Raw genomic sequence first — 12,285 nt, 5'->3', positions numbered from 1 at the left:
ATGGTGGTTTCTGATTTAATTCATACAAAAACTGCATCAAAGAAGCTTTATCACGCTCATTATTCAACAACTTCTAGAATGATTTTCCCTTTATGCGTGCTCGCTTCCATCAAAGCATGCGCTTTGTCAGCATCCTTTAGAGGGAACACACTATCAATAACAGGCTTCGCCTGCCCTTTTTCAAGCAGTGGCCAAACCTGTGTTTTTAGAGCGTTTGCAATATCGCCCTTAAAACCATTATCTCTTGGTCGAAGCGTGGAGCCCGTAAGTGTTAACCTTTTCAGCATTACAGGCATCATATTCACTTCCACCTGCGGCCCCGTAAGGAATGCAATGGAAACATGCCTGCCATCAGGCGCGAGGCACATAATATTTTTGCCAATATACTCTCCGCCAACCATATCCAGCACGACGTTCACACCGCCACCAGTGAAAGAAAGCACTTCTTCTACAAAATCCTGCTCTCGGTAGTTGATGCATTTATCGGCACCAAGTTTTTCACAGAAAGCAACTTTCTCATCGCTACCAGCTGTGGTGATAACAGTTGCGCCAAAAGCTTTAGCGAGCTGAATAGCGGTTGCACCAATTCCTGATGATCCACCATGTATGAGTATGGTTTCACCTGCCCGCAGGCCTGCGCGGTCAAACACATTTGACCATACGGTAAAATAGTTTTCCGGAATAGCTGCCGCTTCCATAAAACTGAAGCCTTCCGGCACAGGAAGAAGAGTTTCCATAGGGGAAACACAATATTCCGCATAGCCACCACCCGGCACGAGCGCACATACCGAATCGCCTACAGCAAACCCCTTTACCTCTTCACCGATCGCTTCAATAATGCCTGCCACTTCCAGACCCGGAATGTCTGTTACACCCGGTGGTGGGGGGTATAAGCCTTTTCGCTGCACACAATCTGGCCTGTTTACACCAGCTGCTTTTACCTTGATCAACACCTCACCTGCTTTGGGTGCAGGGATATCTCGTTCGCAGGGCACCAAAACTTCAGGGGCCCCGGGCTTACTAATTTCTATTGCTTGCATACATCCTCCCAATAACCCGTATAATGTGGGCAATTTTGATACATGTACAAGTTTTTATACGAGAGACCCCGTGATGGACTTTGATGACTTACCACTGAAGAAAGATACGCCAACTGCTGCTCTTGAGAAAGAAGACCTATCTGAAGCAAGCGTTGATCAGCTTGAAGAACGCATTACCGTTTTAAAAATAGAGATTACGCGTACAGAAGAGGAAATAAAGGCCAAAAAAGCGAGCCGCGCGGCGGCAGACGCCTTCTTCAAATCATAAACGAAAAAGGCGGGAACGGACCATATCGGGGGAGGATTGGTCGGTTCCCGCTGAAGTTTCACGACTGCGAGGATCGTGGAATAGGGAGAAATCGCAACTTAAAGGGAAATCAGGGCTTAGATATCCGAGGCCTCAAGCGTTTTCACGCGTGGCTCACTTGATCTGATTTCGATATTACGCGGTTTTTTATGCTCAGGGATCACTCGTTTAAGATCAATCTGCAGCAGTCCATTTTCAAAGTGGGCATCCCCAACCTTAATGGTTTCTGCGAGCTCAAATCGACGTTCAAAAGCGCGCTTTGCTATACCGCGATGCAAATATTTGCGGTCTCCGGTATCTTCTTTAGCCGCACCGGAAATCAATAATGTGCCTTCCTGGATAACTACATTCAGTTCATCAGGGGCAAAACCGGCAACAGCCATGGTAATCTGGTAATCGTCCTCATCCAGCTTTTCGATATTATACGGCGGATAAGCAGCACTGCTTTCGCTGGATAAAGCGGAATCTACAAGACGGGATAAATGGTCAAATCCAATGCTGGAACGCATTAATGGAGAAAGGTCAAAATTACGCATGTCTAGTCCTCCTATATGAAGCGACAAGTTGGTTAACGCCCACCATCATGGTCAGGCCTTTAAAACTATCCAGCCCCGCTATACGGCGACCGGTAAACTTCATGTAGGTATGCGATTTTGAGCTTACAAGGGATGAGGATCAAAAAACTTCAGAAATAAAAAAAGGCACCGAGAAACTCGGTACCTTTTTTAAGAAAACTTTGGGCAGTGCACTTATTTCTTGAGAGAAAGACCACCGGCAAAACGTTTCTTGAAGCGAGCCACTTGGCCACCTTCCATAACGTTACGCACGCCGCCTGTCCACGCTGGGTGAGACTTCGGGTCGATTTCAAGGTTCATAGTGTCACCTTCCGAGCCCCATGTAGAACGAGTCTCAAAAGTTGTCCCATCAGTCATTACCACTTTGATAGTGTGGTAGTCGGGATGAATATCTTGTTTCATTGGTCAAATCTCCAAAACAGGCCGTCCGTATAAGAGAAACTCTGACATAATGCAAGGGCTATGATGCGCTTTTCCGCATGGCCTGCGCTTTTTTCGCAATTTATTTACAATTCCGATCATCTTTATTCAAAAACATTCGTTGGAATTAGGCCCTTAGCCCCCTATATCTGGCACTCTAGGAGCAAGGAAACATTTATGTCAGATAGTACCATCCGCAAAGAGCATGAACCGCCAAAAGGCAAACTTAAGCAGCTGAAAACCCTGTGGGCGTTTGTAAAACCATACAAAACGCAACTGATTCTCGCTTCACTGTTTTTGCTTATTGCTGCTGCTACATCGCTCGCTATACCCCGCGCTATGGGTGATATAATCGATAACGAGTTCAATTCAGAGAGCGCTACTCTGGTAAATGACTATTTCCTTGTTCTCGTTGCTATCGTAACCATCATGGCTGTAGCTACTGCATTCCGGTTTTATTTCGTGACATGGCTTGGTGAACGAGTCGTAGCAGATATCCGCAAAGGTGTTTACGAACGGCTGATAACTCTTTCTCCTGAATTCTTCGAAGAGAATAGACCGGGTGAGATTGTCTCTCGCCTTACCGCCGATACAACGCTGATCCAATCTATAGTTGGTTCCAGCGTTTCTGTTTGGGCGCGGAATCTGTTAATTGCAGTCGCGGGTACTGTGCTTCTGTTTATCAAATCACCAACACTGATGCTTTATATCGCTGTGGTAATACCGCTTCTTCTTGCCATCATCATCATTGTTGGCCGGAAAGTGCGGAACCTTTCCCGTACCAGTCAGGATAAAGTGGCAGATGTAGGTGCAAGAGCAAACGAATCGCTCTCGGCTCTTAATATTGTTCAGGCTTTCACACAGGAAACCACTGAAGCAAAACGCTTTGGTGATCATGTGGATGACGCCTTCATCGCAGCAAAACGCCGTATTCAAGTGCGTGCTGGTCTTACTTTCATCATGATTTTCATGATTTTCGGTGCCATCGCCTTTGTGCTTTATAAGGGAGCACAGGATGTGATTGCCGGCACCATGAGTGGCGGTGATATGGTAGAGTTTATCCTCTTGGCAATTTTTGTAGCAGGTGCTTTTGGCGCCCTCTCAGAAGTTTACAGCGAGCTTCAGCGTGCAGCAGGCGCTGCTGGCCGGCTAGCAGAACTACTCGCCGCAGAGGCCAAAATTCAGGCTCCCGAGAAGCCGCTGGCTATTCCTGCAGATATCGACGGCAGCATCCATTTTAATGATGTGACCTTCCACTACCCAACCAAGAAAGATGATGCGGCACTTGAAAAGCTAAACCTGCATATCAAACCGGGCGAAACAATCGCACTTGTAGGGCCATCAGGAGCTGGTAAATCAACAGTACTGCAGCTTCTTCTGAGGTTTTATGATCCTCAGTCAGGCAACATTAAAATCGACGGTATTGATATCAAAAATACTGATCCAACCGATTTTCGCCAGCATCTGGCGTTCGTGCCACAGGAAACAATTATCTTTGCCGATTCGATTGCAGAGAACATCCGTTATGGCCGCACCGATGCCACCGACGAAGAGGTTATTGAAGCCGCAGAGGCGGCAGCGGCCCATAGCTTTATTGAACGAGCTGGTGAAGGATATGATACCTACCTTGGTGAGCGCGGCACCCGACTTTCAGGTGGCCAGCGCCAGCGCCTTGCCATTGCCCGTGCCATCCTTAGAGACGCACCAATTCTGCTTCTAGATGAAGCAACCAGTGCTCTAGACGCTGAAAGCGAGCAAAAGGTACAAATGGCGCTTGAGAACCTAATGAAAAACCGAACTACTATCGTGATCGCACACCGCCTTGCAACGGTAAAGAAAGCTGACCGTATCATCGTTTTGGATGAGGGTAAGATCGTCGCGGAAGGCACACATAGTGAACTGGTGAAACAAGACGGATTGTATAAACGTCTGGCCGATTTACAGTTTGGCGAAATGCACTAAGCTAATTCCTTACAGTACCACTAATATATAATCCTTGGAATTCAACCTATGTCCGGCATGCTCTTCATTCATATCCCTAAAACAGCGGGAACCAGCTTTCTAAAAAGCGTGCGTAATATTGCGGGCTATGATGCCGTGGAGGTTGATTACGGGCCGGATGTGGAACATAGCACCAAACTCGTAAGGCAGTTTATTTACGAGAAGCCTACGATTGACGAATACAGCTTCTATGAAGCTTTTCAAAAGGAAGAAAAAGAACTGTTAGGTGGTCATTTCTTTAGTGATAGATACCTCCAGCTTTTCGGTGCTGAAAATACCATTTCTTTTGTACGTGAGCCAGTTGACCGCGTGATTTCAGAGTATTTTTACCTGAAGAAAAAACACGGATTGGATCAACCATTTGAAGAATTTTACCGTTCTCCCGCTGAAACAAACAAACAGTTCAGAATGATAGGCCAAGTACCTTGGCGGGCCTTTGATATGGTGGGTTCGCTTCAATCTTACGGTAAATGCCTTGAACGGCTTTCAGGGAAATACGCTGTAAACTTCTCAGAAGAGCGTGAAAACATCGCTCACAAAACAAGTAAAAATACTGTTCCTGATGATGTGCGGTCCGATATCTTAGCGCATAATGACCGTGATCAGGTTTTTGTGAGTGAGGTAGAAATCTATCTCCAGAAACTGCTGCAGTCATATTATGAAAACAAAGTATTCTGCTATCACGATTTTGGTTTCATTCCAGATCAGCACATCATCGGCTGGGCTTTTTACCAGGCCAATGACAATCCAGTAGAGCTGGAGCTTTGGATTGACGGCCAGCTAAAAGAAACCATCTTAGCCACAGAACATCGGCCGGAACTGCAGCTCCTTAAAACACCCCGAGGTGGTCATAATGGCTTCAGGGTTGTACTTTCACCTTATTCAGGCGCTGATAAAATCCAGCTGATAGCAAAGCAAACAGGCCAGTATCTACTGGATTGGAAGCGCACTTAAAACCCTCAGCTTGATACTGAGGACTATCTGCTGTTATTTCCCGCGCCGCTGTTCAGGATGAAGGGACCGCCCCAGGATATGCTCTGATCGGTGAATTACATGGCTGGCATGCCCAACAATCAATGGATCCACACCGTTCACCAGGTCATAATCCTTGTCAGGGTATTCAATGGTGCTCAGGAAATGCTTCATACAGTTGATACGGGCACGTTTCTTGTCATTTGATTTAATCACCGTCCACGGGGCATCTGCTGTATCCGTATAGAAGAACATCGCTTCCTTTGCTTCTGTATAGTCATCCCACTTCCCAAGACTAGCTTCATCAATAGGACTTAATTTCCAGCGCTTGAGCGGGTCTGTTTTGCGGCCATCAAAACGCCGTTTCTGCTCATCCTGAGTTACCGAGAACCAATATTTATAGAGCCTGATGCCAGAGCGGGTGAGCATGCGTTCAAGATCAGGGGTCTGGCGCATAAACTCTAGATATTCATCTGGCTGACAAAAACCCATTACGCGCTCAACGCCAGCACGGTTATACCAACTGCGGTCATAAAAAACGAGTTCCCCTGCAGTTGGCAGGTGCTCGATATAGCGCTGGAAGAACCATTGACCACGTTCCACCTCCGTTGGCTTATTGAGCGCGACCACACGCGCATGACGCGGATTAAGATGCTCAGTAAAGCGTTTGATGGTGCCCCCCTTACCAGCTGCATCACGCCCTTCAAACAGAATTACAAATTTCTGCCCTGTTTCCTGCGCCCAAAGCTGCACCTTAAGAAGCTCTGCCTGCAGCTTGGCTTTTTCATCTTCATAGGCTTTACGCGAGAGCTTTTCTTTATAGGGGTATTCACCTGTTTCAAATGCTTCACGGATTTTATCCGGGGACACCACAGGGAAAGATGATTTTTCCACCTTTTCATCAACAGGCTGAGATTTTGGCACAGCTTTAATAGCTGGCTTTACTTGCTGCTGTTCGGATTGCGTCGTTGTCATGCGGCTTCCCCTTTCAGTCATACCCCCAATAACACAAACCCACCAGTAGCATTCGTGCCAGTGGTTACTTTGATAATGGTCAAATATGCTCAGTGAAAACCGAGAGTTTGGCTATTTTAACAAGGCTGGAATAATGCGCCGTGTAAGCAGGTTTTTAGGAATGAACTGGTCTCGTGAACCAAAATTCACACCAGTGAACGCCGCTACGATTTTAAGCTCCGGCACGAGGAAAATAAAATTCCCTCCATTCCCATGAGCGTAAATAAGGGTAACCTTCTTACCTTCAATTTCACCGCCATGAAGCCACCACAGATAACCATACCCTTCAGGGCGTTCGTAAATCCGTGTTCTGGGTTCTACGGCATCCTTAACCCATGATGCAGGGATAACACCTTCACCACCAGACGCCATCATTTCGCCAATTCGGTACAGGCTTTTAAGGGTTAGCTTCAGATGACCTCCCGTGTCGGTATACCCCTTCGGAGTTTCATCCCACTTAGCTTCTTTGATACCAAGCGGCGCAAACAAATGCTTATCCGCAAAAGCCGGTACTTTCATGCCTGAAAGTTTTTCAATCACACGGCCCAAGAGCACCACGCCACCTGTGCAGTAGCTGAAATGTTCTCCTGTTTCATGGGATAATGGCTGTGAAAGTATAAATGCCGCCCAATCAGGCGTTTCATACATTTTATCTTCCTGCCCCAGTGAAGCTGGTTGCCAATCATTACAGGCCAAACCCGTACGCATGGTGAGGATATCTTTAATACGGATATTCCGCCGTGGGTCATCCTCTGCCATATGAGCAAACTCATCAGGCAATATCTCCGACACCCGCACATCTACACTCTTGAGCATTTCAAGCTCAATCATTTTCCCAATCAGAAGAGATGTAATGGATTTGGTAGCTGAACGGATATCTCTTGCTTTATCTGCCTGCTCACCCGGCGCATAAGCTTCAAAGAGGATTTTACCATCCACCGCAACAATACCGCCCTTTACACCTTTGTGCTTTCCCTCACTGATTTCCTCGCCAACAAGGCTGATATCATCAGCAAAGGCTGAAGTGCATAATGCCAAAAAGAGGAATATTACGGTGCCGAATCTTTGCATAAAAACTCTTATCTTTGGGTCAGGCGCATTTCAATTCTACGGTTACGGCTATAAGCAAATACATTATCATCAGGATCAATTGGCTGGAATTCACCAAAGCCTGCGGCTGCTAACCTATTCGCTGGTACACCCGCTTCAATCAGGAATTCCACCACGCTAATGGCTCGCGCCGCTGATAGTTCCCAATTGCTCTGGAACTGCGCTGTTGAGATCGGACGCTTATCTGTATGGCCATCAACCCGCAGTACCCACTGAAGCTCCGATGGAATCTGGCTGGAAATTTCAATCAGTGTTTCAGCAAACTTCCGAAGTTCTGCACGGCCTTCTGGACCCAGATCGGCCTGCCCGCTCGCAAACAACAGCTCTGAAGCAAATACAAAGCGGTCCCCTTCGATGCGAATTTCAGGACGTGTAGACAGCACTTCTTTCAGGCGTCCGAAGAATTCTGAACGGTATCCTGCAAGCTCTTCCACTTTACTGGCGAGCGCACGGTTCAACCTGCGGCCCATATCCACGATCACTGCCTGATTACGGCGGTCACGCTCTTCACTAGCCTGCAAAGCAGCTTCAAGACGCCCAAGCTGTTCCCTGAGCACATTAATATTGTTCTGTAATTGCGCCACCTGCTGCTGCGCGCGCTGGGAAATCGCTTTTTCTTCCGCCAGTGCTCCAGACGAGATTTTATGCTTAAGCTCCAGATCACTGGCGAGCTTTTCAAAACGCTCACGCGCTTCTGTCATTTCTTCAAGCCGTGTATCAGAAGATGAAAGCGCGCTGCGTACTGCTTCAAGATCAGCACTTAATTTATCACGGTCAGCATTCGCAGCATTTAAGGAAGAAGAGAGGTTAGCCACATTCTCCCTAAGCGAGCTATTAGCCTGCTGCTCAAGTTTCAAAAGGTTCCCGAGTTGAGCCACCTGCCCTCTGAGTTCCGCAAGGGCCTGATCACGGCCTGAAAGTGCCTGTCCCAAGAAAAATTGCGACAGCACAAACATGGACAGCAGGAAGATAATCACCAGCAAGAGCGAGGACAATGCATCCACAAACCCCGGCCAGCTACTATCCCCTTGAGCGCCTATTTTACGCCGAGCGAACATCTGGCTTATTGCTCCCCATCACGACGGCTATCCAGCCCTGCTGCGATAGTACGAGAAAGCAGTTTCAATTCACTCCGCAGTTCATCAACAGTGTTTTCACTATTGCGGGACTGTTCTTCAATCAAACGCTTGATGCCCAAATCAAGATTTCGGATATGCCCCTTGGTGGCATCATCCATTGCGGGCGCGGGCGCGGGCACATCATGCGGCTTTGCCTGCGCAGCAGCCAATTGCTGAATTGCTGTTGCCAGTGACCGGTTAGTTTCATCGCTATGGCGTACAAGTTCCGACTGTGTTTCCATTTTATCAGAAAGACTAGCGAGTGTTTCTGCGATAGCGATCATAGACGACTGTGTTTGATTACGAGCATCTTCAGACTGCTTAAGCGTACGCTGCAAACGGTCAATGCCGTCCGCTGTCTGCTCCATAAGCGCTGTCATATAGCTGTTTGGGCTGGCGACACCTTCAGACATTTCACTGCGGGAAAGATGCGTAACCGACGCTAGCCAATCTTCCACATTATTATAGAAGCGCGTTTGTGCCTGACTTGCCTGCAAATCCATAAATCCAAGGATCAAACTACCAGCTAGGCCAAAAAGCGAGCTTGAAAAAGCTGTGCCCATACCAGCAAGTGGCGTCTCTAGCCCAGCCTTCAGTTCATCGAACATCAATGCCATATCACCGCCATCAACCGTAAGGCTGTTAATGGTCCCGCCAATTGCACCAATAGTTCCGAGAAGCCCCCAGAATGTACCAAGCAAACCAAGGAAAATAAGGAGCTGTGTGAAATAACGGCTAATTTCACGGCTTTCTTCAAGACGAGAAGCGATCCCATCCAACACAGACCGCATGGAAAGAGTGGACAAACGCATACCGCCCTCTTCCTGTGCTGCCAGTAGTTGAGCAGCGGGCGCCATAAGTTTTGGTGTTACTGATGTGGTCGCGCTATCCCGGCGTTTAAAGACATTGATCCATTCAATTTCCGGTTTCAGATCAAATACCCGGCGGAACGCAAAACCAGCACCGATAAGGAGAGTGAAAACTATAACCCCATTCAGAGCAATATTGGCCATAAATGCATCAACCAGCGCATCCCTCAGGAGCACACCCAACAGCACCACAGCAAGTGAAAATAGTGCCATGCGTGTTATGAAATTGTTTGGCTTTTGCATGCCTGCAACTCTCCCCGGCGAAGAAATCAAATAGTACCAACACGTTGGAATACATACCAGCCTAGTTTAAGGGCGAAATTATGACTTGCAATGCCTAGCTTCAGGAAAGCGTATTTTTATAGGTTCAATACTCTTGAATAGAATGATGTTCTTCCCACCTCATAAGTTATAAATATAAATATGCGAGGAAATCCATGTCATTAAAATCGATGCTCTGTGTGGGTATCGCCGCTATCGCCTGTACGCAGGCATTGCTGGCAGATACTACTATTATCAAGGGGGCTACACTCGTTCAAACAGCGCCTGATCTTTCAAAAATAGCTAGCAGCTACATTATTATTGAAGATGACCGTATTCTGGAAGTGGGGCAAGGACAGCTCCCCCAAACATACAGAGACGCGACCATCATTGATGCAACGGGCAAATATGTTATTCCCGGCTTAATTGACAGCCATGTTCATTTAGCAAGCCGCCCCGGCATACCTTGGGGGAATTCACCTGAAAACCTGGAATTTTTAGGCGCATACTACGAACAATCGGTAAAGAGTTACCTCTACTACGGTTATACAAGCGTGATCGATTTAAATGTTGGGAGCCGAGAGCAATTGGCGGCCTTTAAAGAGTTACCAATTGGCCCGAACATATACGATTGTGATGCCGCAGCCCCTGTAGCAGATGGATATCCGCTCAGGTTTTATCCGGAAGCGATCCGTTACACCGCCAATAGAAACTTCATTTATAATGAAGGGCAGGAAGGATTAATTCCAGCGAATATTGATCTTACGGAACACACACCAAAGGCAGTTGTGGCACGCGCAAAAGCAAACGGTGCGGTTTGCTTTAAAACATTTCATGAAGCTGGGTGGCGGCCCGGCTCAAACTGGCCTGTACCAAGCAGGAAAACACTTAGCGCTTTAAAAAACGAAACTGATAAAACAGGTATGCCACTTCTCGTACATGCCAACAGGGAAGCAAACCAGAAAGCCACCTATGAATATGCAGATATTCTGGTACACGGCATGTGGCACTGGAATTACATCGACGGCAAGGTAGCAACAGAACCAAGTGAAAGCGCCTTCAACCTTGCCGGTAAAATAGCAGATGCAGGCACTGGCTATATGCCAACTTTTCAGGTTTTGCCCGGTGAAGGCGTTTTGTACGACCACAGTGTGTTGGATGAACCAGAACTCAAGCATGTTTATCCGGCAGAATTGATTGAATGGTATAAAACTCCAGCGGCACGGTGGTACCGAGACCAGATACTTGGTGATGAAGCCCCCACTGAAAAAAATCTACAAACCCGCTATGCGAACAATATCTACAAAACCGAGCAATCTTACCGCATTGCCAAACATATTTATGATGAAGGTGGTTTGCTCCTGTTTGGTACAGACACACCCTCAGATCAAACCTTCGGTAATCCGCCTGGCCTGAATGGATACTGGGAAATGCAACACTGGCAAGCCGCTGGCATCCCACTCACCGCTATCCTGAAAGCAGCGACATGGGACAACGCCAAAGCCTTTAATCTAGAGGATAACGTTGGTTCGATCAGCAAAGGTAAAATTGCTGATATGCTTATTCTTGAAGAAGACCCGACACTATCGCTTGATGCTTACAATGCCATTGACATGATCATCAGCAGAGGCCGGGTGCTAACGCGCAACAGCCTGAGCGCACAAGCAAACTAACAAAAAAAGGCCGGGAAAATTCCCGGCCTTTCTACATCATTATAAATCGAGTTTACTTTAAACCACGACGCGCACGTTTGATCACACGCTGCATCGGCATATGAAGCTGATCGTTGGCTGCAATGATATCACCTGTTTTCAGCATATCTGTACCGCCGTTAAGATCAGTTACATAACCGCCTGCTTCTTTCACCATCAGAATACCAGCTGCGATATCCCATGGTTGAAGGTTTGATTCCCAGAAACCGTCATAACGACCAGCCGCAACATATGCGAGATCGAGTGTTGCAGCACCAAAGCGGCGGATGCCAGCTACCGACGGCATAAACTCAGCAAGCTCGGCTTTAAACTCATCATGCCCTTCGCGGCCTTTAAACGGAATACCTGTAGAGAGAAGCGCTTCATCCATACGCTTACGGCCAGATACACGAAGGCGGCTATCATTCAGGTAAGCGCCCTGGCCTTTTTCAGCCCAGAACAGCTCATCAGTAAGCGGTGCGTATATAACACCTGCTGTGATTTCGCCGCGTTCTTCCACAGCTACTGTCATCGCAAAGTGCGGAAGGCCGTGCAGGAAGTTTGTTGTGCCGTCAAGCGGATCAATGATGAAGCGAACATCATCACGCTTGCCTTTAACTTCACCGCGCTCTTCCATAAGGAAACCGAAATCCGGGCGTACGCGCTGCAGTTCTTCAAACAGTGTATCTTCTGCACGTTTATCAGCCATAGATACAAAATCTGCTGGACCCTTGCGGGAAACCTGCAATTGTTCAACTTCACCGAAATCGCGGCGCAGACTGCGGCTCGCTTTCATTACGGCAGAGACCATCACGTTAATAAGGGGGGAACGACGGGCCATGGGAGTTCTCTCTATAAATCTTTATTAAAACACATAACCTGCTTCGCTGTGTTTTCGGCGAAACAG

At 47.5% G+C, this 12,285-nt stretch carries 12 protein-coding genes; 4 read left to right on the top strand and 8 right to left on the bottom strand.

What is annotated here, in order from left to right; genetic code table 11:
• Positions 1–59: 59 nt before the first annotated feature.
• Positions 60–1,040 carry an NAD(P)H-quinone oxidoreductase gene (locus tag KFE96_RS05215; protein WP_255834934.1) on the bottom strand — a complete coding sequence of 327 codons (981 nt, stop codon included), beginning with the start codon at positions 1,038–1,040 and terminating at the stop codon, positions 60–62.
• Positions 1,041–1,113: 73 nt separating this feature from the next.
• On the opposite strand from KFE96_RS05215, the gene KFE96_RS05210 reads away from it, so the two are divergent.
• A complete protein-coding gene (locus KFE96_RS05210) occupies positions 1,114–1,308 on the top strand; it encodes a DUF1192 family protein (RefSeq protein ID WP_255834933.1) in 195 nt (64 codons plus the stop codon).
• Between the two features lie 116 nt (positions 1,309–1,424).
• On the opposite strand, the gene KFE96_RS05205 is transcribed toward KFE96_RS05210, so the two are convergent.
• Both KFE96_RS05205 and rpmE read right to left on the bottom strand, forming a co-directional pair.
• The gene (locus tag KFE96_RS05205) at positions 1,425–1,883 is read right to left on the bottom strand and encodes an Hsp20 family protein (RefSeq protein ID WP_255834932.1); all 459 of its coding nucleotides are present in this window, start codon (positions 1,881–1,883) and stop codon (positions 1,425–1,427) included.
• A gap of 213 nt (positions 1,884–2,096) precedes the next feature.
• The gene (gene rpmE, locus KFE96_RS05200; protein ID WP_247015640.1) at positions 2,097–2,324 is read right to left on the bottom strand and encodes a 50S ribosomal protein L31; all 228 of its coding nucleotides are present in this window, start codon (positions 2,322–2,324) and stop codon (positions 2,097–2,099) included.
• A gap of 195 nt (positions 2,325–2,519) precedes the next feature.
• Between rpmE and KFE96_RS05195 the strand changes: the two genes are divergently transcribed.
• Together KFE96_RS05195 and KFE96_RS05190 are read left to right on the top strand one after the other, a co-directional pair.
• Positions 2,520–4,304, top strand: a complete 1,785-nt coding sequence (locus KFE96_RS05195) for an ABC transporter transmembrane domain-containing protein (protein WP_255834931.1) — start codon at positions 2,520–2,522, stop codon at positions 4,302–4,304.
• Between the two features lie 48 nt (positions 4,305–4,352).
• On the top strand, positions 4,353–5,297 hold the full coding sequence (locus KFE96_RS05190; RefSeq protein ID WP_255834930.1) for a sulfotransferase family 2 domain-containing protein: 945 nt from the start codon (positions 4,353–4,355) through the stop codon (positions 5,295–5,297).
• A 33-nt stretch (positions 5,298–5,330) separates the two neighbouring features.
• Here the strand turns inward: KFE96_RS05190 and ppk2 are convergent, their stop codons facing one another.
• The 4 genes from ppk2 to KFE96_RS05170 form a co-directional block, all read right to left on the bottom strand.
• Positions 5,331–6,290, bottom strand: a complete 960-nt coding sequence (gene ppk2, locus KFE96_RS05185; protein WP_255834929.1) for a polyphosphate kinase 2 — start codon at positions 6,288–6,290, stop codon at positions 5,331–5,333.
• Between the two features lie 111 nt (positions 6,291–6,401).
• Positions 6,402–7,400: a serine hydrolase gene (locus KFE96_RS05180; RefSeq protein WP_255834928.1), complete on the bottom strand. Its 999-nt coding sequence runs from the start codon at positions 7,398–7,400 to the stop codon at positions 6,402–6,404.
• Between the two features lie 8 nt (positions 7,401–7,408).
• Entirely contained in the window at positions 7,409–8,497 is a 1,089-nt protein-coding gene (locus KFE96_RS05175; RefSeq protein WP_255834927.1) for a peptidoglycan -binding protein, read from the bottom strand.
• A 5-nt stretch (positions 8,498–8,502) separates the two neighbouring features.
• Positions 8,503–9,669: a hypothetical protein gene (locus tag KFE96_RS05170; RefSeq protein WP_255834926.1), complete on the bottom strand. Its 1,167-nt coding sequence runs from the start codon at positions 9,667–9,669 to the stop codon at positions 8,503–8,505.
• Between the two features lie 194 nt (positions 9,670–9,863).
• Here KFE96_RS05170 and KFE96_RS05165 point away from each other — a divergent pair, with 194 nt between their 5' ends.
• A complete protein-coding gene (locus tag KFE96_RS05165) occupies positions 9,864–11,360 on the top strand; it encodes an amidohydrolase family protein (RefSeq protein WP_255834925.1) in 1,497 nt (498 codons plus the stop codon).
• Between the two features lie 52 nt (positions 11,361–11,412).
• Here KFE96_RS05165 and KFE96_RS05160 read toward each other — a convergent pair whose 3' ends face one another.
• Complete coding sequence (locus KFE96_RS05160) at positions 11,413–12,219, bottom strand: inositol monophosphatase family protein (protein ID WP_255834924.1); 807 nt, start codon at positions 12,217–12,219, stop codon at positions 11,413–11,415.
• Positions 12,220–12,285: the final 66 nt, after the last annotated feature.

The organism is Kordiimonas sp. SCSIO 12603 (assembly GCF_024398035.1).
Lineage (GTDB): Bacteria > Pseudomonadota > Alphaproteobacteria > Sphingomonadales > Kordiimonadaceae > Kordiimonas.
The sequence above is the reverse complement of the archived record's forward strand: the minus strand, read 5'-3'. Positions and strand labels throughout refer to the sequence as shown.

Excerpts from the sequence above, each read along its gene's own strand:
- KFE96_RS05175 (WP_255834927.1), bottom strand. The coding sequence starts at position 8,497 with ATGTTCGCTCGGCGTAAAATAGGCGCTCAAGGGGATAGTAGCTGGCCG.
- KFE96_RS05165 (WP_255834925.1), top strand. The coding sequence starts at position 9,864 with ATGTCATTAAAATCGATGCTCTGTGTGGGTATCGCCGCTATCGCCTGT.
- KFE96_RS05210 (WP_255834933.1), top strand. The coding sequence starts at position 1,114 with ATGGACTTTGATGACTTACCACTGAAGAAAGATACGCCAACTGCTGCT.
- rpmE (WP_247015640.1), bottom strand. The coding sequence starts at position 2,324 with ATGAAACAAGATATTCATCCCGACTACCACACTATCAAAGTGGTAATG.
- ppk2 (WP_255834929.1), bottom strand. The coding sequence starts at position 6,290 with ATGACAACGACGCAATCCGAACAGCAGCAAGTAAAGCCAGCTATTAAA.
- KFE96_RS05205 (WP_255834932.1), bottom strand. The coding sequence starts at position 1,883 with ATGCGTAATTTTGACCTTTCTCCATTAATGCGTTCCAGCATTGGATTT.
- KFE96_RS05180 (WP_255834928.1), bottom strand. The coding sequence starts at position 7,400 with ATGCAAAGATTCGGCACCGTAATATTCCTCTTTTTGGCATTATGCACT.
- KFE96_RS05170 (WP_255834926.1), bottom strand. The coding sequence starts at position 9,669 with ATGCAAAAGCCAAACAATTTCATAACACGCATGGCACTATTTTCACTT.
- KFE96_RS05195 (WP_255834931.1), top strand. The coding sequence starts at position 2,520 with ATGTCAGATAGTACCATCCGCAAAGAGCATGAACCGCCAAAAGGCAAA.
- KFE96_RS05190 (WP_255834930.1), top strand. The coding sequence starts at position 4,353 with ATGTCCGGCATGCTCTTCATTCATATCCCTAAAACAGCGGGAACCAGC.
- KFE96_RS05160 (WP_255834924.1), bottom strand. The coding sequence starts at position 12,219 with ATGGCCCGTCGTTCCCCCCTTATTAACGTGATGGTCTCTGCCGTAATG.
- KFE96_RS05215 (WP_255834934.1), bottom strand. The coding sequence starts at position 1,040 with ATGCAAGCAATAGAAATTAGTAAGCCCGGGGCCCCTGAAGTTTTGGTG.